Source organism: Pseudomonas sp. NPDC087598 (assembly GCF_044743525.1).
Taxonomy (GTDB): Bacteria; Pseudomonadota; Gammaproteobacteria; order Pseudomonadales; family Pseudomonadaceae; genus Aquipseudomonas.
In genome coordinates this window covers 1-23,047 of record NZ_JBIUWQ010000060.1, presented here as the reverse complement: position 1 = coordinate 23,047, position 23,047 = coordinate 1, and the positions used below count along the sequence as shown (strand labels likewise).

The window sequence follows — 23,047 nt, the reverse complement described above, 5'->3', positions numbered from 1 at the left end:
CCTGACTACAGTGACAACGCGAGACTCTCGCGCCATTAGATATAAGGAATGTAGACAATGGACTTTTTCAAGACGGCGCCCATGCGCCTTCTGTTGCTGATCACCGGTGCCTGGCTGGTGATATTTGCCCTGACCCGAACGGCTCTGTTGCTGACTCATTTGAATGAGGCCGGTGGCGGAGCTTTTTCCGTGTTCGGCATCGGCCTGCTGTATGACTTGGGTTTCCTTGCCTATGCGGCGCTGCCGTTGGGTCTGTACCTGCTGCTGTGCCCACCGGCCCTGTGGCGCCGTCGTGGTCATCGCTGGTTTCTGCAAGGTCTGCTGACCGTCAGCCTGTTCGCCATGCTTTTCACCGCGACCGCCGAATGGCTGTTCTGGGACGAATTCGGCGTGCGTTTCAATTTCATCGCCGTCGACTATCTGGTGTATTCCGACGAAGTGCTGAACAACGTGCTGGAGTCCTACCCGATCGGCACGTTGCTGAGCATTCTCGGTGTGCTCGCCGTGGCCATCAGTGTTGCCTTGCGCAAGCCATTCAATGCCGCGCTGGATGCTCCGTTGCCGCCATTGCGTGGGCGTTTGTTGAATGCTCTCGGTCTGCTGATCGTCGCCGGCCTCAGCCTGCAACTGCTCAGCCAGGACGCGCCTCGCGCTCAGGGTGGCAATGCCTATCAAAATGAGCTGGCGAGCAATGGCCCTTACCAGTTTTTCGCCGCGTTCCGAAACAACGAACTGGATTACGCCCAGTTCTACAGCAGCCACGCAGCGGATGTGGTCGCCCGACAGATTCGTGCTGAACTGAGTGAGCCCAACGCCCGATTCATCGGGCAGGATCCGCAGGATATTCGCCGGATGATCGACAACCCCGGCACCGCGCGTACACCGAACATCGTCCTGGTGACCATCGAAAGCCTCAGCGCCAAATACCTGGGCAGCAATGGCGACGAACGCAACCTGACGCCTAATCTGGATGCCTTGCGCAAGCAGAGCCTGTACTTCAACAACTTCTACGCCACCGGCACCCGCACCGACCGTGACCTGGAAGCCATCACCCTGGCCATTCCACCGACGCCGGGACGCTCGATCGTCAAGCGTATCGGGCGTGAAAGCGGTTTCGCCAGCCTTGGCCAGCAGTTGAGCGCGGTCGGTTACGACAGCGTCTTCGTCTATGGCGGGCGCGGCTATTTCGACAACATGAACGCGTTTTTCAGCGGCAACGGCTATCGCGTTGTCGATCAGAGCAGCGTCGATGAAGCCGAGATTCACTTCAAAAATGCCTGGGGCATGGCCGACGAAGACCTGTACAAACAGACCTTGAAACTGGCCGATGCCGATTACGCCAAGCAGCAACCATTCCTGCTGCAATTGATGACCACGTCCAACCATCGTCCTTACACCTACCCGGACAATCGCATCGACATCAAATCCGGCAACGGCCGTGATGGCGCGGTCAAGTACACCGACTACGCCATCGGCCAGTTCCTCGAACAGGCGCGACGCAAACCGTGGTTCGACAATACGATCTTCATTTTCGTCGCCGACCACACGGCGGGCAGCGCCGGCAAGGAAGACCTGCCGATCGCCAACTATCAGATCCCGCTGTTCATCTATGCACCGAAGCTGATCGAACCACGTGAGAACAGTCAACTGGCCAGCCAGATTGACCTCGCGCCGACCCTGCTCGGCTTGCTCAACATGGATTATCAGTCGACGTTCTTCGGTCGCAACCTGCTGCTGGACAATCCGCTGCCGCCGCGTGTGGTTGTGGGTAACTACCAGCATCTGGGGCTGTTCGACGGCAAGGATCTGGCGATCCTCAGTCCGCGTCAGGGTTTGCGTCGCCACGACGATGCCTTGAGCGAGAGCCGCGAATCCCGGGCGAGCAGCGATGACCCGCTGATCAGCCGCGCCATCACGTATTACCAAACGGCCAGTTATGGCTTCAAGCAACAGCTGCTTGGCTGGAAAGCACCCAAGGAGGGTGCTCCGCAAGTCAGCGAACGTTAATCGAAGCGCCCCGGGCTGATGCCCCGGGGCGTGTTCTTTTGTTCAGGATCCGTCATGTCATCAAGTGCTGTACGTGCCACCCCTCGCCCGCTGAACCTGTGGTTATGCCTGGGCATTCCCGCCGTCGCGGCAATCACTCTGATCCTGCTGGAAATGACCGATCTGGACATGGTTCTGGCGCGAATGTTTTACGACCCGGTGGCCGGTGACTTCATCGGTCGCCACAGTTTTTTCCTCGAGAACATTCTTCACGACCGCGCCAAGCAAGTGGTCATCGGCTTCTCGGTGTTCGCGATTCTGGGATTTATTGGTTCGTTCTTCATTCAACGACTGAAACCGTTCAAGCGCGAACTCGGTTGCCTGGTGTTGTCTCTGGGGCTGGCGACGTCGTTCGTCACGCCGGTCAAAGCCGTGACGGCCGTGCAATGCCCATGGAGCCTTGAGCAATTCGGTGGCCATGAGACCTACAGCAAACTGCTCGACCATCGTCCGCCTACCGACAAACCCGGTCGTTGCTGGCCCGGCGGTCATGCCGCAACCGGCTTCACCCTGTTTGCGCTGTTCTTTGTGCTGCGTGATCGGCGTCCGCGTCTGGCTCGGCAAGCGTTCATTTTTGCCTTTGCGTTGGGCTCGGTGTTTTCGATCAGCCGGATGATGCAGGGCGCGCACTTCTTTTCGCACAACGTCTGGACGGCGATTTTCTGTTGGCTGATTTGTCTGGGGTCGTATTACTGGGTGCTGTATCGCCCGGCGCTGAAGGCTGATCCCGTGGTAAAGGCACAACCTGTCAGCGCCTGATCCGACGCAATCGCTGGCAAGCCAGCTCCCACAGGTTTCACTGCTGCCCATTACATCTGTGATCACTGGCAATCCCTGTGGGAGTCTGGCTTGCCAGCGATGGCCGCGCCTCGCTTCTGAGCCAACACTGAATCAAAGGTAATAAAAAACCCCGCTGGCGAGAGCCAGCGGGGTTTTGCGTTACGGGGGTAAGGCTGGCTTACATCATGCCGCCCATGCCACCCATGCCGCCCATGTCTGGCATGCCACCACCAGCGCCACCGTCTTTCTTCGGTGCGTCGGCAATTGCAGCTTCGGTGGTCAGGATCAGACCGCCGATCGACGATGCAGCTTGCAGCGCGGAACGGGTAACCTTGGTTGGGTCCAGGATGCCCATTTCGATCATGTCGCCGTACTCGCCAGTCGCAGCGTTGTAACCGAAGTTACCTTTGCCGTTCTTGACTTCGTTGACCACAACGCTTGGCTCGTCGCCGGAGTTGGCAGCGATCTGACGCATCGGAGCTTCAACAGCACGACGCAGAACAGCGATACCCACGTCCTGATCGGCGTTGTCGCCTTTCAGATCCAGGATAGCTTCCAGAGCACGGATCAGCGCTACGCCGCCGCCAGGTACCACGCCTTCTTCAACGGCTGCACGGGTGGCGTGCAGGGCGTCTTCAACGCGGGCTTTCTTCTCTTTCATTTCTACTTCGGAACCAGCGCCAACCTTGATCACTGCAACGCCGCCGGACAGCTTGGCCAGACGCTCTTGCAGTTTTTCACGGTCGTAGTCGGACGAAGTTTCGCCAACCTGAGCACGGATCTGAGCGATACGCGCCTGGATGTCGGCTTCTACGCCAGCACCGTCAACGATGATGGTGTTTTCCTTGGAGATGGTCACACGCTTGGCGCTGCCCAGGTTTTCCAGGGTGGCGCTTTCCAGGCTCAGGCCGATCTCTTCGGAGATAACGGTACCGCCGGTCAGAACAGCGATGTCCTGCAGCATGGCCTTGCGACGGTCGCCGAAGCCTGGAGCCTTGACGGCTGCGACTTTGACGATGCCACGCATGTTGTTCACTACCAGAGTCGCCAGGGCTTCGCCTTCAACGTCTTCCGATACGATCAGCAATGGACGGCCGGCTTTGGCGACGGAAACGCCGTCCTTGGTGATGGTCGGAGCGCCGAAGCTCTTCTCGATGATCACGTTACGGCCTTTCGGGCCCAGGGTCGCTTTTAATGCGTCAGCCAGGACGTTGACACCGGTGAGCAATTTATTGCGGGCGGAATCGCCGAATTTAACTTCTTTAGCAGCCAAGATCGATATTCCTTAAATACTTTGTAGTAGCGGGAAAATGAGCGGGGGAATCAGCCTTCCAGTACGGCGAGAATCTCGTTCTCAGCCATTACCAGCAGGTCTTCGCCGTCGACTTTCACAGTGTTGCTGCCGGAGTAAGGACCGAACACAACCTTGTCGCCGACTTTAACGGCCAGCGCACGCACTTCACCGTTTTCCAGGGTCTTGCCTGGGCCTGCAGCGACAATCACACCGTGGTTGGCTTTTTCAGCAGCCGAACCTGGCAGGACGATACCGCCAGCGGTTTTCTTTTCTTCTTCGCTGCGACGGATAACGACGCGGTCATGCAGAGGACGAAGCTTCATTGTCGATCTCTCCTAATTGTGGTTTTCATCGGCCGGTGTAGTCCCGGCGGGTTTAACAAATCCGGCCTGCGCCGGTTGCGGTTCGTCGAGCGAGCCGCGGAAGTCTGTCCGACTTGAATGTCGGAAACCTTTCGGTGACCGTTACATAGGGGCGCATAAGCTTATTACAAGGGCGAGGCTAAAAAATTTTCGCGAATGTTCAGCACAAAAACAGCCCATAAACGAGCACGGCACCCGAAGGTGCCGTGTCGCTGAACAGGTTACTTGGTATCGCGGTGTTCGAATTCGCCTTCGATCACATCCCCCTCGCGGCCCAAAGGCTGGCGCGGTGCAGGACCGCCACGGGGTTGCAGGTCGTCGGCGAACGCACGCTGGCGCATCGCCTGATCTTCGGCGCGCTGGCGCATTTTGTTCGCCAGCAGACGACGCGTGAACGGCAGCAACATCACCAGACCGACCACGTCGCTGATGAAGCCCGGCAGGATCAACAAGCCACCCGCCAGTGCCAGCATCAGGCCTTCAAGCATGGTTTGCGCAGGCAGTTCGCCGCGGTTCAGGCTTTCACGGGCACGCAGTGCCGTTGCCAGACCGGCGACGCGCAGCACGAACACACCGAACATCGAGCCGAGAATGATCAGCAGCAGGGCCGGGAAAAACCCGATAGCCCCTGCCACTTTGACGAATACGAAGAGCTCCAGCACCGGAAACAGCAGAAAGAGCAACAAAAAAGGGCGCATCAAAATTTCCTCAACGCAAGAAATGCCTTGCAGTAAGCCTTAGATGACGTCGCCCTTTCGTGAATTCAAGCGTCGGCCACTGCCTTTTTTGGCCAGACCTCGGCGTGAGCCAGAGAAACCAAGGCTTCGCGCACTTGTATCGGCGTATGACAAGGCGCTTGAAACGGCAACCAGTAGAGCGCCTGACCGATGCGCAGGTGCATGCCCTCGGTGTCGATCCCGGCCATTTGCGCCGGCACGGTTTTCGGCAGGCCGGCCAGATCGACGTAATGCGCGATGGCTTTGGCGTGGTCGCTGTTCATGTGCTCGACCATGCTGATTTCAGCTTTGCCGGCGAACGGGTTGGCCAGGGTCAGCTGATCGATCCAGTGAATCGCGCCGAAACCGCCGATGTAGCGATGGCGCACCGGTTTCAACACCCAGAAATCGAAATCATGGGCCTTGTGGTAGTTCTGTGAGTCAGGGAAATAGCGATAGTAGCGCTCGGCGGCGGCTTCAATGGCAGCGGCGTCGTCGAGCTTTTCGGCTTCAGCCAGATAGGTCAGCCGACCAACGGCTTGCACGTCATCGGCCTCGCGCTCACCCACCAGCATCGAGCACTTCGGGTCTTTTTGCAGGTTATGGGTGTGCTGGGCGATGCGGCTGATCAGGATCAGCGGCTGGCCCTGCTCGTCCAGACAATAAGGCACGACGGAGCCAAAGGGAAAACCGGGCATCGATTTGGAGTGGGTCGACAGCACTCCGCGGTATTCCTTGAGAAGCAATTCTCGGGCATTCTTGGCCACTTCAACGCTCAATTTATGACTCCTTAAATAGAATCCGTCGAAAAAACGGACAGGTGAACGGGATAAGTTCCGATCACCTTCGGGGCAATTCTCATGTGCAGCCAGGCCACGTCGGGCGCAGATCGAGAGGCTCTCCAAGGAAAACCACTCTGACCTGCTATCGGGGCATGCGAATGCAACTCAACGACAAAGTAATCATTATCACCGGCGGTTGCCAGGGTTTGGGCCGTTCGATGGCCGAGTATTTCGCCGGCAAAGGCGCGAAGCTGGCACTGGTCGATCTGAACCAGGAAAAACTCGACGACGCAGTGGCCGCTTGCAAAGCCAAGGGCGTAGAGGCGCGCAGCTATCTGTGCAACGTCGCCAATGAAGAACAGGTCGAACACATGGTCGCCCAGGTGGCGGCAGATTTCGGCGCAATCCACGGTTTGATCAACAACGCCGGGATCCTGCGCGATGGCTTGCTGCTCAAGGTCAAGGACGGCGAAATGACCAAGATGAGCCTGGCCCAATGGCAGGCGGTGATCGACGTCAACCTGACCGGCGTGTTCCTGTGCACCCGTGAAGTGGCGGCAAAAATGGTCGAGCTGAAGAACAGCGGCGCGATCATCAACATTTCGTCGATCTCCCGCGCGGGCAACGTCGGCCAGACCAACTACTCCGCCGCCAAGGCGGGTGTTGCGGCGGCGACCGTGACCTGGGCCAAAGAGCTGGCGCGTTATGGCATCCGCGTGGCAGGCATTGCGCCGGGCTTCATCGAGACCGAGATGACCCTGGGCATGAAGCCGGAAGCGCTGGAGAAAATGACTTCGGGGATTCCGCTCAAGCGCATGGGCAAGCCGGAAGAGATCGCTCATTCGGCGGCGTACATCTTCGAGAACGATTACTACACCGGGCGGATTCTGGAGATGGATGGCGGGTTGCGCATCTAACTGACTACACAAAAACCAATGTGGGAGCGAGCCTGCTCGCGAAAGCGGTGTTTCAGACAACATCTTGGTTGACTGACACTCCCTCTTCGCGAGCAGGCTCGCTCCCACACGTTTTTCAGTGTTGCTGGTGCATCAATCGTCGCTGATGGTGATGTTCGGCATCGCCGGCGTTGCCGCTTCCTGCAACACGATCCGCGCTCCCACTTTGCGGGCCAGATCCTGATAGACCATGGAAATCTGACTGTCCGGCTCGGCGATCACCGTCGGTTTGCCGCCATCGGCCTGTTCGCGGATCAGCATCGACAAAGGCAGTGAAGCCAGCAGTTCGACGCCATATTGGGTCGCCAGCTTCTCGCCACCGCCCTCACCGAACAGATGCTCGGCATGTCCGCAGTTCGAGCAGATGTGCACCGCCATGTTTTCCACCACGCCCAGCACTGGGATGTTGACCTTGCGGAACATTTCCACGCCTTTGCGCGCGTCGAGCAGTGCCAGATCCTGCGGGGTGGTGACGATCACAGCGCCCGCCACCGGGACTTTCTGCGCCAGGGTCAGCTGGATGTCGCCGGTGCCTGGCGGCATGTCGATGACCAGATAATCCAGATCGCCCCACGCGGTTTGCGTGACCAGTTGCAGCAGCGCGCCGGAAACCATCGGACCGCGCCAGACCATCGGCGTGTTGTCGTCGGTCAGGAAAGCCATCGACATGACTTCCACGCCGTGGGCCTTGAGTGGCACGAACCACTTCTGATCCCTGACTTCAGGACGGGTACGCTCGGGGATGCCGAACATGATGCCCTGGCTCGGGCCGTAGATATCGGCGTCGAGAATGCCGACCTTGGCGCCTTCGCGGGCCAGTGCCAGTGCGAGGTTGGCCGCCGTGGTCGATTTGCCCACACCGCCCTTGCCCGAGGCGACCGCGATCACGTTCTTGACGTTGGCCAGCCCGGGAATCTGCGCCTGAGCCTTGTGCGCGGCAATCACGCTGTTGACCTCGACTTTGGCGATCACTACGCCATCGAGGTTTTCGATGGCCAATTGCAGCAATTGTGCCCAGCCGCTCTTGAACAGACCGGCGGCATAGCCGATTTCCAGCTGGACGTTGACGCGATCACCGATGATCTCGATGTTCTTCACGCAACCGGCGCTGACCGGGTCCTGATTCAGGTAAGGGTCAGTGTATTGGCTGAGGACGGCTTCCACCGCTGCGCGAGTGACGGCACTCATGGGCAACTCCGATAACAAGACTGGGAAAAGATGGCGGGTATCGTACCCCGCAGATTGAATTGTGGTGAGCGGATTTATAGCCAAACACATTCTGTGGCGAGGGAGCTTGCTCCCGCTCGGGTGCGCAGCAGCCGCAATCAGGCCACACCGGTCTAGTTGGCATGGCCGGGGGTGGGGCGGCTTCGCCACCCAGCGGGAGCAAGCTCCCTCGCCACAATAATATTGCAGCCGGTCCATCCGGTTATTGCGGTCGCGGCATCCGGAAACAGGTGCACAGGGTGAAAAATATGCGCCAGCGCTTTATAGTGGCCGACCTCCGTTTCATCAAGTAGCGAAGCCCCACATGTCCGAACCACGCAAGATCCTCGTCACCAGCGCCCTGCCCTACGCCAACGGTTCGATTCACCTTGGCCATATGCTGGAATATATCCAGACCGATATGTGGGTGCGCTTCCAGAAGCATCGCGGCAATCAATGCATCTATGTCTGCGCCGACGACGCCCACGGTTCGGCGATCATGCTGCGTGCAGAAAAGGAAGGCATCACCCCGGAACAATTGATCGCCAACGTGCAGGCTGAACACAGCGCCGACTTTGCCGAGTTCCTGGTCGATTTCGACAACTTCCACTCCACTCACGCCGAAGAAAACCGTGAGCTGTCGAGCCAGATCTACCTGAAACTGCGTGACGCCGGGCACATCGCCCAGCGCTCGATCACTCAGTATTTCGACCCGGAAAAGAAAATGTTCCTGGCCGACCGCTTCATCAAGGGCACTTGCCCGAAATGCGGTACCGAAGACCAGTACGGCGATAACTGCGAAAAATGCGGCGCAACCTACGCGCCGACCGACCTGAAGGATCCGAAGTCGGCGATCTCTGGCGCCACCCCGGTGCTCAAGGATTCCCAGCACTTCTTCTTCAAGCTGCCGGATTTCCAGCAAATGCTGCAGACCTGGACCCGCAGCGGCACCCTGCAGGACGCCGTCGCCAACAAGATCGCCGAATGGCTGGATGCCGGCCTGCAACAGTGGGACATCTCCCGCGACGCGCCGTACTTCGGTTTCGAGATCCCGGATGAGCCGGGCAAGTACTTCTATGTGTGGCTGGACGCGCCGATCGGCTACATGGCCAGCTTCAAGAACCTTTGCGACCGTACGCCGGAGCTGGACTTCGATGCGTTCTGGGCCAAGGACTCCACCGCCGAGCTGTACCACTTCATCGGCAAGGACATCGTCAACTTCCACGCGCTGTTCTGGCCAGCGATGCTCGAAGGCGCGGGCTACCGCAAGCCAACCGGGATCAACGTGCACGGCTACTTGACCGTCAACGGTCAGAAGATGTCGAAGTCCCGCGGCACCTTCATCAAGGCCCGTACGTACCTCGATCACCTGTCGCCGGAATACCTGCGCTACTACTACGCGGCCAAGCTGGGCCGTGGCGTCGACGACCTCGACCTGAACCTCGAAGACTTCGTGCAGAAGGTCAACTCCGACCTGGTCGGCAAAGTCGTCAACATCGCCAGCCGTTGCGCCGGTTTCATTCAGAAGGGCAACGCCGGCCTGCTGGTCGACAACAATGCCGCGCCTGAACTGACCGAGGCTTTCCTCGCCGCCGCGCCAAGCATTGCCGACGCCTATGAAGCCCGCGACTTTGCCCGCGCCATGCGTGAAACCATGGCTCTCGCCGACCGCGCCAACGCGTGGATCGCCGACAAGGCGCCGTGGTCGTTGAACAAGCAGGAAGGCAAGCAGGATGAAGTCCAGGCGATCTGCGCCACCGGCATCAATCTGTTCCGCCAACTGGTGATCTTCCTCAAACCGGTGCTGCCGCTTTTGGCTGCCGATGCCGAGGCATTCCTCAACGTTGCCCCGCTGACCTGGAACGACCACACCACCCTGCTGGCCAACCACCAGTTGAACGAATTCAAGCCGTTGATGACCCGCATCGACCCGGTAAAAGTGCAAGCCATGACCGACGCCTCGAAAGAAGACCTGACCGCCAGCCAGACCGATACCGGTGCAGCCGCACCGGCGGGCAACGGCGAACTGGCCAAGGATCCGCTGTCGCCGGAAATCGACTTCGACGCCTTTGCCGCCATCGACCTGCGCGTCGCACTGATCGTCAAGGCCGAACATGTGGAAGGCGCTGACAAGCTGCTGCGCCTGACGCTGGACATCGGTGACGAGCAACGCAACGTGTTCTCGGGGATCAAGAGCGCTTACCCGGATCCGTCCAGACTCGACGGTCGCCTGACTATGATGATCGCCAACCTCAAGCCACGGAAAATGAAGTTCGGTATTTCCGAAGGCATGGTGATGGCCGCAGGCCCCGGCGGTGAAGAAATCTACCTGCTGAGCCCGGACAGCGGCGCGAAGCCAGGCCAACGCATCAAGTAAGACGCGGCGGCAAATCGATCCCACCGGCGTGCCCTGCATGCCGGTGGGATTTTTCATATCTGGCCCACCCTTCCGGTGTGCCGGATAATGCCTAACCTTAAGAGACACCCGCCCGTTTCGCCGGCAGAACCATGACCGAACTTGTGCTTACGCTTTTCAGTGCTGCGCTGCTCAACAACTTCGTGTTGCACTGGCCGCTGGGCGTCGATCCGCTGTTGGCGGGCAGTCGCCGTCAGGTGCATGCGCTAGGGCTGGCGACGTTATGTTTGATGCTGCTGGTCGGAGTGATCGGTCAGGTACTCTGGCACTGGCTGCTGGTGCCATTGCAACTGCAGGCCCTGCATCTGTTCGTGTTTCTGCCGCTGAGTGTGTTGCTGATCGCACCGCTGCTGAAAGCCTTGGCTCGCGGGCTGCCCGACTGGCCGTTCGACGGTTTGTGGCCGCTGCTGCTGGGCAATGCCGGCGTACTCGGTCTGGCGCTGATCAATGCGCAAAACGATCAAGGGCTGTTGCATGCAACGGCATTGAGCCTCGGTGCGGGACTGGGCTTCTGGCTGATCCTGAGCCTGTTCAGCGATTTGCGCGAGCGCACGGCCGGTAACGACATTCCCCTGCCCTTTCGCGGCTTGCCGATCGACCTGATCGGCGCCGGATTGATCGCAGTGATTTTTCTCGGATTCAGTGGACTGATCAAAACATGAGTCTGATTCAACGCATCGATGCCCTGCTGCCGCAGACCCAATGCGGCAAGTGCGGCCATCCCGGATGCAAACCCTATGCAGAAGGCATCGCTGCCGGCGAGCCGATCAACAAGTGCCCGCCGGGCGGTGACGAAACCGTCGCGGCATTGGCCGAGCTGTTGAAAGTACCGGTGCTGGAACTGGACATCAGCCGCGGTTCGGCACCGCCGCAAGTCGCCTACATCCGCGAAGCCGAGTGCATCGGTTGCACCAAGTGCATTCAGGCCTGCCCGATCGACGCCATCGTCGGTGCGGCAAAATTGATGCACACGGTGATCATCGACGAGTGCACCGGTTGCGACCTGTGCGTGGCGCCGTGCCCGGTGGATTGCATCGAAATGCATCCACTGCCACTCGGCACATTGCCGGTGGTGGGTGGGCTGGCGTTCAGTCTTGAAGAGCAACGCGCTCGCGCCGTCAAACGCGACCATGCCCGCCAGCGTTTCGAGCGCCGTAACGCACGCCTGCAACGCGAAGAACAGCAAAAACAGGCTGAACGTGAAGCCAGGGCGAAAAAGGCCACGCAACCTGAAGTCACTACGCTCGACCCCGTGCAGGCTGCGCTGGAGCGTGTACGCGCACAAAAAGCCGCCACCGCTGATGCCGCGCTGAAGAAAGCCAAGATTGATGTCGCGATGAGTCGCGCACAGTTGCACAAGTCGCTGAAAGCCTTCGGCCACCCGCCGACCTTTGAGCAGCAATCGCAATTGATCGTGTTGCAGCAACAATTTGCAGCGGCCGAGCAGGCGCTGGCAAAACTCGAAAGCAGCGCACCCGCGGCTCCGGTCGCGCCAGCCCCGGCGAAGGACGCCGACCTGAAACGGGCGAAAATCCAGTTGGCCATGCGTCGTGCCGAACTGAAAAAGGCACAGACTGCCGAAGCGTCACCCGAGCAGATTGCCGCACTGGAACAGGCACTGCGTGAAGCCGAACAAGCCCTGCATGCCGCCGAAGACTCGAGTGATCAGCCTGTGCCTGATCTTGTGCGAGTGGAAAAACGCCCGATTGACGGCCAGCTTCGCCAGTTGAAAACCGAACTGGCCTACGCCCGCGCCGACTTCAACAAACTCGAACGCAGCGCCGACACGCCCGCCGAAACCCTCGACAAGGCCCGCGCCCGTCTGCAAGACGCCGAGCGCCAGGTGCAAGATCATGTCACCCCTTGAGGCACCGGATGATCGCCTGCAACAGGCGATGAAACTGGTGCTGCTCGCCACGCTGCCGGGGCTGCTGACCTTGTTCGCGCTGTACGGCTGGGGCGTGTTGATCAATTTGATGCTGTCGGTCAGCACCGCGTTGATCGTCGAAGCGGGCGTCACACGTCTGCGCCACCAACCCTTACAGCCGACATTGAGCGACGGCAGTGCGCTGGTCAGCGCGACACTGCTGGCCGTTGCATTGCCACCTTATTGCCCGTGGTGGCTGACAGTGTCAGCAATTGCCTTCGGTCTGTTGTTCGGCAAGCACCTGTATGGCGGCGTGGGCAAAAACCCGTTCAATCCGGCCATGCTCGGATTTGCCTTGATCATGGTGATGTTTCCACAGCCGATGACACATTGGCCGGCTCACGGCCTGGCACTGATTGACGCAGTGCAGCAGGTGTTCAACCCCGCTCAGGCGCCGGACGCCTGGGTCCAGGCCACGGCGCTGGACAGTTTGCGCATCAATAAAAGTCTGACCATCGATGAGCTGTTCGCCGCCAACCCGGCATTCGGGCGCTTCGGCGGCCAAGGTGTGGAATGGGTAAATCTGGCATTCCTCGCTGGCGGGCTGTTTTTGCTGCAACGACGTGTATTCGGCTGGCAGGCGCCGGTTGGCATGCTCGCCAGTCTGTTTGTGGTCAGTCTGTTGTGCTGGAACGGCTCGGGCTCGGACTCACACGGCTCGCCACTGTTTCACTTGCTCAGTGGCGCCACCATGCTTGGCGCATTTTTCATCATTACTGAACCGGTGTCCGGCGCCAAAAGTCCTCTCGCCCGCTTACTGTTTGGCGTCGGTGTCGGCTTGCTGACTTATCTGATTCGCACGTGGGGCGGGTATCCGGACGGTGTGGCGTTTGCGGTGTTGTTGATGAATCTCTGCGTGCCGGCGCTGGAACGTTTTGCCGCCAGTCGGCAAGCACAGGTGAGCCCATGAGTCGGACGACAAGCGCGCTCACGCTGCTGCTGTTGGCCGTCATTGGCATCGGTGCGACGTACCTTATACAACGCAGCAATGCACCGCAGATTGCCGCTGCGCAACGTCTGCTCGACAGTCGCAAACTACTCGACGTGCTCGCGGCAGATACCTACGACAATCAACCGCTGGAACAGCCGCTGGTCCTGGCAAACGCAGCCTTGAGCCACAGCACGCTAATCGGCGGCTATCTCGCGACCAGGGCTGGCAAGCCAGTCGCGGTATTGCTGCGCAGCCAGACCGAGGGCTATGCGGGCAGCATCGAATTGCTGATCGCCATTGATGCCGACGGAAAATTGCTCGGGGTGAAAACCCTCAAGCAGACAGAAACCCCGGCACTGGGCGGACATTTGGGCGACTGGCCGAATACGTGGTTGCAGGTATTTACCGGCAAATCGAGCAATCAACCGACGGATGCCGGTTGGGCGCTGAAAAAGGATCAGGGGCAGTTTGACCAAATGGCGGGCGCGACCATTACGTCCCGCGCGGCGATCCATGCCATTCATGATGCGCTGCGCTACTTCGATGAGCATCGTGCGCCGTTACTGGGGAACGAACCATGACCCGATCGGCGACGCTGGCGAACTCATTGATGCTGATGTTGCTGCTGGGCACCACCGGCTCGTTGGCCGGGGCGCTAGTAACGGTTCTGATGTTCGTCCTGCTCGTGGGTGCTTATGGCGTGTGCATGCGCCCGCTACGGTCAGGCCTGACGGGGACAAACACATTATTCGCCTGCTTGCTGCTCGCAGCGACATTGGCCAGTTGCGCCGAGACTTTCGGGCAACGCTGGTTTTTGCCTTGGCATCAGGCCCTGGGGCTTTATGCCGGCCTGATCGCCTTGCAGTGCGTGGTCCTGGAACACAATGGATTCTTCCAACAGACACGAATCGAGCGCTTCAAACTCGCCGGTCTGTTTGGCGCCTTGATGCTGATCCTCGCCTTGCTGCGAGAGCTCGCCGGTCAGGGGACTCTCGGCCGAGGTCTCTTCGAACACTGGCAAGGTCTGGTTTTATTCAGTGAAGGGTTGCATCTGGCAACTCAGGTTCCGGGCGCGCTGATTCTGTTGGGCCTGTTGCTCGCAGCCCGTCAGGCGTGGACCCGCTCGAACTCTATTTCCAAGGAAACGCATCGCCCATGAATGCCGCAAAACGTCTTGAGATCTTTCGCCGACTGCATGAAGACAATCCCGAGCCGAAAACCGAACTGGCCTACTCTTCGCCTTTCGAACTGCTGATTGCCGTGATTCTTTCGGCGCAATCGACCGACGTGGGTGTCAACAAGGCGACGGCGAAGCTGTTCCCGGTGGCCAACACCCCGGCGGCGATACATGCGCTGGGCGTCGAAGGTCTGTCCGAATACATCAAGACCATCGGCCTTTACAACAGCAAGGCGAAGAACGTCATCGAGACTTGCCGCTTGCTGGTCGAACGCCACGGCAGCGAAGTACCGCAAACGCGTGAGGAGCTAGAAGCCTTGCCGGGCGTGGGCCGAAAGACTGCCAACGTCGTGCTCAACACGGCTTTCCGCCAACTGACCATGGCCGTCGACACGCACATCTTCCGCGTCAGCAACCGCACCGGTATCGCGCCCGGCAAGAATGTGATCGAGGTGGAAAAGAAGCTGATGAAATTTGTCCCCAAGGAGTTCCTGCTCGATTCCCATCACTGGCTGATTCTTCACGGACGCTATGTGTGCCTGGCACGCAAGCCCCGGTGCGGCAGTTGCAGGATCGAAGATCTGTGCGAGTACAAAGCCAAAACATCGGACGATTGATCAAGCATTAGGTTTATTGATTGATCGATTGAAAAAATCTTTTTTACCCGTCGCTGCATTACCGATATAAGGAGCGCCAAAGGCAGTCTTAGCCGGGAGTTAACTTTATGAGCACCGACAAAGAGCAATTGGACGTAGAAGACGAATTTACCCCCACTGAGACCGATGACTCAGAACCGGTTGTCGAGGTGGCCAAAACCAACCTCAGCAAACGTCGCACGATTGATAACCTGCTGGACGAGCGCCGACTGCAAAGGCAATTGGCCGATTACGATTTTGATCTCTGATGCTTGAAAGCCTCCCGAAACGGAGGCTTTTCACTTTCTACGGTTAGCTGTACTCGATCGGCCCATGACTCCGTCAGCTAATGAAACATTCAAACGAGTCCATTGCGTTGCGCCAACTCGATCAAATCTACAAGTGACCGTGCATTGAGTTTCAGCAACAAGCGGGTCTTGTAGGTACTCACGGTTTTGTTGCTCAGAAACATGCCGTCGGCGATTTCCTTGTTGGTCTTGCCTCGCGCCAATTGTTGCAACACCATCATTTCGCGCCCGGACAAACGATCCACCATGTCTGCTTCACTGGCATTACCCAGACTGGTACGCACTGTATGCAACGCCTGATTGGGAAAGTAACTGTAGCCGGATAAAACCGCCTTGATTGCACTGAGCAACTCAGTAAGGTCCTGTTGCTTACACACATATCCCGCCGCCCCCGACTGCATGCATCGCATCGAAAAATGCCCGGGCGCTTGGGAAGTCAATACCAGAACTTTAATCGGCATGGCGGTCGTAGTGAGACGCGCGATAACTTCCAGACCATCAAGTTTCGGTATTCCAATATCCAGAATTACAATATCCGGCATCTGCTCGCGAGCCAGTTGCAATGCATCCACGCCATTATCCGTTTCTGCAATGACTTCGTAGCCATGACGTTCCATCAGCATACGTACCGCAAGACGAATGACGGGATGGTCATCCACGATCAGCACTTTATTCATGGGCAAGTCCAGTTTCGCTGTTCGAATTTTTAGAACACGCACCATATCCCAGTCACTTGCGCAGTGGCATGTCGGGGCTCTCATGCACTTGCATCGAAAGACATTCCCTACATCCATTGAAGATAAATCCTACAAAAAATCCGCTCCCATCTAAAAATCCGACATTGGAACGCTTCAACATCCACATTAAATTTCCTTCTCCAACTTGTAACAGCTTGCGACCGACGAGCCACGCAGGTGCCGTTCCACAGCCCGACGCCATTACGGGCGAGCGCCTGAAACTCTAACAAAGAAGATGACGACGGCTCATTCAGACTGTCGACTGGAAACATAAAGCAATGACACTTTTCCTACAACTCAATACACCACCACGCCGCGCATAAACACTTGAAACAAGATATTTATACTCAATCAAACACTTTTGCTATAAATACAATACCGACCATCAAACTTAAAACTACCAACAAACATAAACAAAACCACAATGAGAAAACCCAAACAAAAGAGTATAAACATGTTAAAGATAAAAAATAAAATCACTAACCCAATGACGATCATCGCCATATTCGCCGGTATCTCCGAGGCATCCGCCGCAATATCTTTGCCGTTCCTCAATAGTGAGGAACGATCCATCTACGTATGGTTCCTGATCAGCTTCCCGTTCTACTTGTTATTTCTTTTTTTTATAACTTTGAACTTCAACTACCGCTCTCTCTATTCACCTTCCGATTTCGGCAAGGACGAAACCTTCTTGAAAGCCATGGACAACAATGACCGCGACAACAAACGCAACACATCCAGAGAAGGTCCCACTGCACACAATACTTTCGGAATCTCGAGTCGCGTCGTGCCTGATGATACCGCCGCACAATGCGCGGACTCGTGCGAAATCCACAACGCGCCCGATCCACCAACGGACACCCGTGCGAGGTCAAACCTGACGGTTCAACACAATATTCAGTTGCCCGTCTCCGTCAGCAATCTGCACATCATCGATGTTCGTGACATCGATACGGCGAGAGAACTCGACACGATTCTGCAAAGAATCCGGCTCAACGACAGGAAAGCCATCCGCGTCATCGTATTTCTTTCCAATCATGTGTCGGACGCTTCACTGACGAAGAATGCGCTGCTACAGATCAAATACGCCAAGAAAGACTCAGGCACCACGCTGTGTATTGTTTATAACCTGTGCTCACAAGCGGTGACGCTGTTGGGACGGACTTGAAGGACGGGGTCATTGTCGTGCAAGCAGACAGACCAGAGACATTGCTCGACAAGCGCCGAACAAAAGAATTAAGTAAAAAGGGCGGCCCCGTCTCGAAGACAAGGCCGCCCTTTCATTGCGCGTCAGTCTGAAAAATCAGAACAGCTTGCGGCCCTTGTTGGCAGCAATGCGCATGCGTAGCGCGTTGAGCTTGATAAAGCCCGCCGCGTCGGCCTGGTTGTAAGCGCCGCCGTCTTCTTCGAAAGTCGCGATGTTGGCATCGAACAGCGAATCATCGGACTTGCGACCGGTCACGATCACGTTGCCTTTGTACAGCTTCAGGCGAACCACACCGTTCACGTTGACCTGCGAAGCGTCAATCATCTGTTGCAGCATCAGACGCTCAGGGCTCCACCAGTAGCCGGTGTAGATCAGGCTGGCGTATTTCGGCATCAACTCGTCTTTGAGGTGAGCGACTTCACGGTCCAGGGTGATCGATTCAATGGCGCGGTGAGCGCGCAGCATGATGGTGCCGCCCGGGGTTTCGTAGCAGCCACGGGACTTCATGCCGACGTAACGGTTTTCGACGATGTCGAGACGGCCGATACCGTGGGCACCACCGATCTTGTTCAGCGTCGCCAAAACGGTAGCCGGGGTCATTTCGACGCCGTCCAGTGCAACGATGTCACCGTTACGGTAGGTCAGTTCCAGGTATTGCGGTTTGTCAGGAGCGTTCTCCGGGGAGACGGTCCAACGCCACATGTCTTCTTCGTGCTCGGTCCAGGTATCTTCCAGCACGCCGCCTTCATAGGAGATGTGCAGCAGGTTGGCGTCCATCGAGTACGGGGACTTCTTCTTGCCGTGACGCTCGATCGGGATCGCGTGCTTCTCGGCGTAGTCCATCAGCTTCTCGCGGGACAGCAGGTCCCACTCACGCCATGGTGCAATCACTTTCACGCCTGGCTTGAGTGCGTAGGCTCCCAGTTCGAAACGCACCTGGTCGTTGCCCTTGCCGGTCGCGCCATGGGAAATGGCGTCAGCGCCGGTTTCGTTGGCGATTTCGATCAGACGTTTGGCGATCAGCGGACGCGCGATGGAAGTACCCAGCAGGTACTCGCCTTCGTAAACGGTGTTGGCGCGGAACATCGGGAAGACGAAATCACGCACGAATTCTTCGCGCAGGTCGTCGATGTAGATTTCTTTGACGCCCATGGCCTGAGCCTTGGCGCGGGCCGGCTCGACTTCTTCGCCTTGACCGAGATCAGCGGTGAAGGTCACCACTTCACAGTTATAAGTATCCTGCAGCCACTTGAGGATCACCGAAGTGTCCAGGCCGCCGGAATACGCCAGAACGACCTTGTTTACGTCCGCCATGCCAGCACTCCTCGGGGTTCGACGGAAAGCCGCGGAGTCTCCCGCTGACACGCGATGATTTACAGAGGCGCGACAGCTTAAGACGACAAAGCGACAGATTCTGTCGAGAGCGCGACGATGACCGGCAGGTCAGGAAGTCGCGGCAGTGTTGGCAGGCGTGCTGGCCTGAGGCGCTGGAGCAGCGGTCGGTGCCACCCGCGCGAGTTTTACATTGACTCGACGGTTTTTCGCGCGATTGGCCGCATTGGTGTTCGGCACAATGGGATATTGCTCGCCATGGAAACGCACGGTGATCTGCGATTCCTGAATGCCATTGGCCTTGAAGAAGTCGACCACTGCCAGCGCGCGGCGGCGCGACAGTTCGCGGTTGGTCAGACGATTGCCACTGTTGTCGGAGTGGCCGTCGAGTTCGATGTGATTGACCGTCGGATCGGCCTTCATGTATTCGAGCATGACTTGCAGCTTGGCCTTGGCGGCAGCGTCCAGGTCAACGCCCTCGCCGGGGAAGCCGATCTGCGACTGTTTGATCTGCTCGAAATTCTGCGGCAGCAATTTCGCCACACAGGTTTGATAGTCGTTAAACGCTTTGCTGAACTTGACCGGCAACAAACGCACTTCCGACACACGGCCATCGCCCGAAGCACGCCGCACGACCGGACTGCGACCATCGAGCAGGCCGCTGATCAGACCACCGGCCTGGGACTGCGAGCTGCTGAACAAGACGTTGCCACTGCCGAGCCTGACGCTGCCCAGATTGATGTCACCACGCCCCGGCTGCCAGGGCGCGGCGGCTGCCAGCAAAGTCGCCGAACCTCCGCCGAGCATGGCGTTGTAGGCGTTCAGGCGAAATATCGCCTGCTCACCGGCCTTGCGCACGAATTCACCCGAACCGAAATCGGTGATCGGCTGTGTCAGGCGGCACTCGAACTTGTCGCCGGCGACCGTCCACTCAATGTTCTCCAGGCGAGTCTGGTAGGTGAGCGCCATCGCGGGAAGGCTGGCAAACACACTGAGCAAGGCTAAATAACGCTGGCGCACGGGAGGCTCCATTGGCTTCTGAAACACAAAGACCGATTCACACTATGTTTACGGCATACCTACGGGATATCGGAAGCTTCCCGCAAAACTTGATAGCGAGTGCCTGCAAGAGTCTTTTCCGGTAGCATTCGCCTCAGTTTGACCCGCCTGGAATCCCCTCATGTCCGACCGCCTGACCCTGCTGCGTCCCGACGACTGGCATATTCATCTTCGCGATGGTGCCGTGTTGACCAATACCGTTGCCGATGTTGCGCGCACCTTTGGCCGCGCCATCATCATGCCCAACCTGGTCCCGCCGGTGCGCAACGCCGCCGAGGCCGACGGCTATCGCCAGCGGATTCTTGCTGCCCGCCCGGCCGGCAGTCGCTTCGAACCGTTGATGGTTCTGTACCTCACCGACCGCACCCAGCCCGAAGAAATTCGTGAAGCCAAGGCCAGCGGTTTCGTACACGCCGCCAAGCTGTACCCGGCCGGTGCGACCACCAACTCCGATTCCGGGGTGACCAGCATCGACAAGATTTTCCCGGCGCTGGAAGCCATGGCCGAAGTCGGCATGCCGCTGCTGATCCACGGCGAAGTGACCCGTGGCGATGTCGATGTGTTCGACCGCGAAAAGATCTTCATCGATGAGCACATGCGTCGTGTGGTCGAGCGCTTCCCGACGCTGAAAGTGGTGTTCGAACACATCACCACTGGCGATGCCGTGCAGTTCGTCAACGAGGCCTCGGCCAACGTCGGCGCGACCATCACCGCGCATCACTTGCTCTACAACCGTAACCACATGCTGGTTGGCGGAATTCGGCCGCACTTCTATTGCCTGCCGATCCTCAAGCGCAATACGCACCAGGAAGCCCTGCTCGATGCCGCCACCAGTGGCAGCGCGAAGTTCTTCCTCGGCACCGACTCGGCACCCCACGCCCAGCACGCCAAGGAAGCCGCTTGCGGCTGCGCCGGCTGCTACACCGCGTACGCCGCCATCGAGATGTACGCCGAAGCCTTCGAACAGCGTAATGCGCTGGACAGGCTCGAAGCCTTCGCCAGCCTCAACGGCCCGCGTTTCTATGGCCTGCCGGTGAACACTGATCGCATCACCCTGGTTCGTGAAGAATGGACCGCCCCGACCAGCCTGCCATTCGGCGAGCTGACCGTTATCCCGCTGCGCGCCGGTGAAAAACTGCGCTGGCGCCTGCTGGAGGAACACGCGTGAGTGAAGAGCATTTCGACGACGAACTGGACGGTCAAAGCGGTGGTGGCGGTTCCCGTCACCCGATGGCGGCACGCTTTCGTGGCTACCTGCCGGTGGTCGTCGACGTAGAAACCGGTGGCTTCAACTCGGCCACCGATGCGTTGCTGGAGATTGCTGCGACCACCATCGCCATGGATGAAAAGGGTTTTGTTTACCCGGATCACACCTACTTCTTCCGTGTTGAGCCGTTCGAAGGCGCCAACATCGAAGCGGCGGCGCTGGAGTTCACCGGGATCAAGCTGGATCACCCGCTGCGCATGGCGGTCAGCGAAGAAACCGCGCTGACCGACATCTTCCGTGGCATCCGCAAGGCGCTGAAAGCCAACGGATGCAAACGGGCAATTCTGGTCGGCCACAACAGCAGTTTCGACCTCGGCTTCCTGAACGCCGCGGTTGCGCGACTGGACATGAAACGCAACCCGTTCCATCCGTTCTCCAGTTTCGACACCGCGACACTGGCCGGTCTGGCGTACGGCCAAACCGTGCTGGCGAAAGCCTGCCAGGCAGCCGACATCGATTTCGACGGCCGTGAGGCGCACTCGGCGCGCTACGACACCGAGAAAACCGCTGAGCTGTTCTGCGGCATCGTCAACCGCTGGAAACAGATGGGAGGCTGGGAAGACTTCGACGACTGATCCTCGTTGGATTTCTACCGAGCATAAAAAAACCGGCCACGTGGGCCGGTTTTTTGTTTAGTGCTTATAGAGCTTAAATTCTCGATCAATCCACACGACATAAAAAACCCGATGGCTCTTGTAACCCACCATCGCTACACGTTCGAAAGCCCGAAACACCAACAATCTGACATCACCTGTTAAAAAACCAGGTATCCCGACTTTCAAGCTGTTCCTCTCAATCGTTTCACAGCCATATCGATGCCTATGCTCTCTACGCAATTCTCTCCAAGGCATTTTTCCCAGGATCCTCAGACGCTCAAGCATTTTCGACCGTTCGACTGCCTCGCAATCTTGAATGCACCAGCCATTCTGCAAATACTCAAATGAGAAAACCGGAGGTCGTGCTTCCGATGAATCCATTTCGATGGTGGACGTCCGTGCCGTTACTGCAACCGCCGCATCGCGTTCCCTGCGTTTGAACCTGGCCATTTTTCAGTTCACCAAATGCTCCCGGAAATACTCCTGCATCTCACAGGCGGGAATTTCTCGGCTGAACTCCCCTTCCTTGAAGTTTCTACGCCAAGGGGCTTCTTCATGCGTCAACTGACGTAGTTTCCACGCCGAGAATTGGCCATAAACGTCGAACACTTCGTTGAGCAGACTTTGCTGTTTGGCACTGAAAACATCTGCATTGAAATCACTTGGGGGAGGAATGGCACTCGAGCCAAATTGGCTGAATCGTCGATACAGATCCGGAACCACTGGCCCGTGCATCCACGCTTCCAGTTTTTCAGGGAAGAGTGCCTCGCCATGGACGGCCAGACTGAACCCTTGAGCGTAATAAACCATTTTTTGAATTTTTAGATTGGAGATCTCGCCCTCATGCCCTTCCAGGCAGAGGAAATAATCCGCAACTTCCAAGCTACTCGGCATTTGAATCCCCTTCTGCATCATGCAATCCATTGCACCGTTCTTACTGAAGTGAGGCGCGATTCAGCACAAGGCAATCGCCCTCGTGCCCCGTTATCGCTCGTGCACAACCCTATCCAGCCACTGTTCAGTCATCCAGTATTTTTTTCCGTGCAATTGAAACAAATGATGCCGAGAGGCTGTTTCCAATAATCCTGCGCATAAAAAAACCGGCCACATGGGCCGGTTTTTTTGTACCTCGACGTTGCGCCTTACAGGGCAGCAGCGTTCTCGGTCAGGTATGCAGCAACGCCTTCTGGCGAAGCGTTCATGCCTTTGTCGCCTTTTTTCCAGTTGGCAGGGCAGACTTCGCCGTGCTCTTCGTGGAATTGCAGAGCGTCGACCAGACGGATCAGCTCTTCCATGTGACGGCCCAGCGGCAG

General features: G+C 57.9%; 23 protein-coding genes and 1 pseudogene. 14 read left to right on the top strand and 10 right to left on the bottom strand.

Annotated elements, in window-relative coordinates:
- Nucleotides 1–57: 57 nt before the first annotated feature.
- Nucleotides 58–2,007, top strand: a complete 1,950-nt coding sequence (locus tag ACIOWE_RS24880; RefSeq protein WP_401397021.1) for an LTA synthase family protein — start codon at nucleotides 58–60, stop codon at nucleotides 2,005–2,007.
- Nucleotides 2,008–2,061: 54 nt separating this feature from the next.
- Nucleotides 2,062–2,805: a phosphatase PAP2 family protein gene (locus ACIOWE_RS24875; RefSeq protein ID WP_401397018.1), complete on the top strand. Its 744-nt coding sequence runs from the start codon at nucleotides 2,062–2,064 to the stop codon at nucleotides 2,803–2,805.
- A 199-nt stretch (nucleotides 2,806–3,004) separates the two neighbouring features.
- On the opposite strand, the gene groEL is transcribed toward ACIOWE_RS24875, so the two are convergent.
- The 4 genes from groEL to ACIOWE_RS24855 form a co-directional block, all read right to left on the bottom strand.
- Entirely contained in the window at nucleotides 3,005–4,099 is a 1,095-nt protein-coding gene (groEL, locus tag ACIOWE_RS24870) for a chaperonin GroEL (RefSeq protein WP_401397015.1), read from the bottom strand.
- Nucleotides 4,100–4,149: 50 nt separating this feature from the next.
- Nucleotides 4,150–4,443: a co-chaperone GroES gene (locus ACIOWE_RS24865; protein ID WP_003227685.1), complete on the bottom strand. Its 294-nt coding sequence runs from the start codon at nucleotides 4,441–4,443 to the stop codon at nucleotides 4,150–4,152.
- 260 nt (nucleotides 4,444–4,703) lie between these two features.
- Nucleotides 4,704–5,180 carry an FxsA family protein gene (locus ACIOWE_RS24860; RefSeq protein ID WP_201236985.1) on the bottom strand — a complete coding sequence of 159 codons (477 nt, stop codon included), beginning with the start codon at nucleotides 5,178–5,180 and terminating at the stop codon, nucleotides 4,704–4,706.
- A gap of 65 nt (nucleotides 5,181–5,245) precedes the next feature.
- Entirely contained in the window at nucleotides 5,246–5,977 is a 732-nt protein-coding gene (locus tag ACIOWE_RS24855) for a HugZ family protein (protein WP_401397013.1), read from the bottom strand.
- Between the two features lie 161 nt (nucleotides 5,978–6,138).
- Here ACIOWE_RS24855 and ACIOWE_RS24850 point away from each other — a divergent pair, with 161 nt between their 5' ends.
- The gene (locus tag ACIOWE_RS24850; protein WP_053123391.1) at nucleotides 6,139–6,897 is read left to right on the top strand and encodes an SDR family oxidoreductase; all 759 of its coding nucleotides are present in this window, start codon (nucleotides 6,139–6,141) and stop codon (nucleotides 6,895–6,897) included.
- 132 nt (nucleotides 6,898–7,029) lie between these two features.
- On the opposite strand, the gene apbC is transcribed toward ACIOWE_RS24850, so the two are convergent.
- The gene (gene apbC / locus ACIOWE_RS24845) at nucleotides 7,030–8,124 is read right to left on the bottom strand and encodes an iron-sulfur cluster carrier protein ApbC (RefSeq protein ID WP_401397010.1); all 1,095 of its coding nucleotides are present in this window, start codon (nucleotides 8,122–8,124) and stop codon (nucleotides 7,030–7,032) included.
- A gap of 343 nt (nucleotides 8,125–8,467) precedes the next feature.
- On the opposite strand from apbC, the gene metG reads away from it, so the two are divergent.
- From metG to ACIOWE_RS24805, 8 genes are all read left to right on the top strand, one after another.
- On the top strand, nucleotides 8,468–10,519 hold the full coding sequence (metG, locus tag ACIOWE_RS24840) for a methionine--tRNA ligase (protein WP_401397007.1): 2,052 nt from the start codon (nucleotides 8,468–8,470) through the stop codon (nucleotides 10,517–10,519).
- A 131-nt stretch (nucleotides 10,520–10,650) separates the two neighbouring features.
- Nucleotides 10,651–11,220, top strand: coding sequence for an electron transport complex protein RnfA (locus ACIOWE_RS24835; RefSeq protein ID WP_401397004.1), 570 nt, complete (start codon nucleotides 10,651–10,653; stop codon nucleotides 11,218–11,220).
- Nucleotides 11,217–12,425, top strand: a complete 1,209-nt coding sequence (rsxB, locus tag ACIOWE_RS24830) for an electron transport complex subunit RsxB (RefSeq protein WP_401397001.1) — start codon at nucleotides 11,217–11,219, stop codon at nucleotides 12,423–12,425. Before ACIOWE_RS24835 ends, rsxB begins: the two co-directional genes overlap by 4 nt.
- Nucleotides 12,412–13,395, top strand: coding sequence for an RnfABCDGE type electron transport complex subunit D (locus tag ACIOWE_RS24825; RefSeq protein WP_401396998.1), 984 nt, complete (start codon nucleotides 12,412–12,414; stop codon nucleotides 13,393–13,395). The genes rsxB and ACIOWE_RS24825 overlap by 14 nt, the downstream gene beginning before the upstream one ends.
- Nucleotides 13,392–13,997 carry an RnfABCDGE type electron transport complex subunit G gene (locus ACIOWE_RS24820; protein WP_401396995.1) on the top strand — a complete coding sequence of 202 codons (606 nt, stop codon included), beginning with the start codon at nucleotides 13,392–13,394 and terminating at the stop codon, nucleotides 13,995–13,997. The genes ACIOWE_RS24825 and ACIOWE_RS24820 overlap by 4 nt, the downstream gene beginning before the upstream one ends.
- Nucleotides 13,994–14,575, top strand: a complete 582-nt coding sequence (locus ACIOWE_RS24815; RefSeq protein WP_401396992.1) for an Rnf-Nqr domain containing protein — start codon at nucleotides 13,994–13,996, stop codon at nucleotides 14,573–14,575. Before ACIOWE_RS24820 ends, ACIOWE_RS24815 begins: the two co-directional genes overlap by 4 nt.
- Complete coding sequence (gene nth, locus ACIOWE_RS24810) at nucleotides 14,572–15,210, top strand: endonuclease III (protein WP_401396989.1); 639 nt, start codon at nucleotides 14,572–14,574, stop codon at nucleotides 15,208–15,210. The genes ACIOWE_RS24815 and nth overlap by 4 nt, the downstream gene beginning before the upstream one ends.
- A gap of 107 nt (nucleotides 15,211–15,317) precedes the next feature.
- Nucleotides 15,318–15,497: a PA3496 family putative envelope integrity protein gene (locus tag ACIOWE_RS24805; protein WP_401396986.1), complete on the top strand. Its 180-nt coding sequence runs from the start codon at nucleotides 15,318–15,320 to the stop codon at nucleotides 15,495–15,497.
- An 89-nt stretch (nucleotides 15,498–15,586) separates the two neighbouring features.
- Here ACIOWE_RS24805 and ACIOWE_RS24800 read toward each other — a convergent pair whose 3' ends face one another.
- Nucleotides 15,587–16,213, bottom strand: a complete 627-nt coding sequence (locus tag ACIOWE_RS24800) for a response regulator transcription factor (RefSeq protein ID WP_064119001.1) — start codon at nucleotides 16,211–16,213, stop codon at nucleotides 15,587–15,589.
- Between the two features lie 514 nt (nucleotides 16,214–16,727).
- Here ACIOWE_RS24800 and ACIOWE_RS24795 point away from each other — a divergent pair.
- Nucleotides 16,728–17,441 (top strand): hypothetical protein, encoded by a 714-nt coding sequence (locus ACIOWE_RS24795; RefSeq protein ID WP_401396983.1) that lies wholly within the window; start codon nucleotides 16,728–16,730, stop codon nucleotides 17,439–17,441.
- Between the two features lie 135 nt (nucleotides 17,442–17,576).
- Here ACIOWE_RS24795 and ACIOWE_RS24790 read toward each other — a convergent pair whose 3' ends face one another.
- Together ACIOWE_RS24790 and ACIOWE_RS24785 are read right to left on the bottom strand one after the other, a co-directional pair.
- Nucleotides 17,577–18,794: an argininosuccinate synthase gene (locus ACIOWE_RS24790; RefSeq protein WP_102354948.1), complete on the bottom strand. Its 1,218-nt coding sequence runs from the start codon at nucleotides 18,792–18,794 to the stop codon at nucleotides 17,577–17,579.
- 129 nt (nucleotides 18,795–18,923) lie between these two features.
- Complete coding sequence (locus tag ACIOWE_RS24785; protein WP_401396980.1) at nucleotides 18,924–19,832, bottom strand: OmpA family protein; 909 nt, start codon at nucleotides 19,830–19,832, stop codon at nucleotides 18,924–18,926.
- Nucleotides 19,833–19,992: 160 nt separating this feature from the next.
- Between ACIOWE_RS24785 and pyrC the strand changes: the two genes are divergently transcribed.
- Both pyrC and rnt read left to right on the top strand, forming a co-directional pair.
- A complete protein-coding gene (gene pyrC, locus ACIOWE_RS24780; RefSeq protein ID WP_401396977.1) occupies nucleotides 19,993–21,039 on the top strand; it encodes a dihydroorotase in 1,047 nt (348 codons plus the stop codon).
- The gene (rnt, locus tag ACIOWE_RS24775) at nucleotides 21,036–21,713 is read left to right on the top strand and encodes a ribonuclease T (protein WP_034153510.1); all 678 of its coding nucleotides are present in this window, start codon (nucleotides 21,036–21,038) and stop codon (nucleotides 21,711–21,713) included. The genes pyrC and rnt overlap by 4 nt, the downstream gene beginning before the upstream one ends.
- 474 nt (nucleotides 21,714–22,187) lie before the next feature.
- Here the strand turns inward: rnt and ACIOWE_RS24770 are convergent, their stop codons facing one another.
- Nucleotides 22,188–22,646 (bottom strand): Panacea domain-containing protein, encoded by a 459-nt coding sequence (locus tag ACIOWE_RS24770; protein ID WP_401396974.1) that lies wholly within the window; start codon nucleotides 22,644–22,646, stop codon nucleotides 22,188–22,190.
- Nucleotides 22,647–22,876: 230 nt separating this feature from the next.
- Nucleotides 22,877–23,047 (bottom strand): annotated as a pseudogene (locus ACIOWE_RS24765) (peroxiredoxin); the annotation flags it as partial.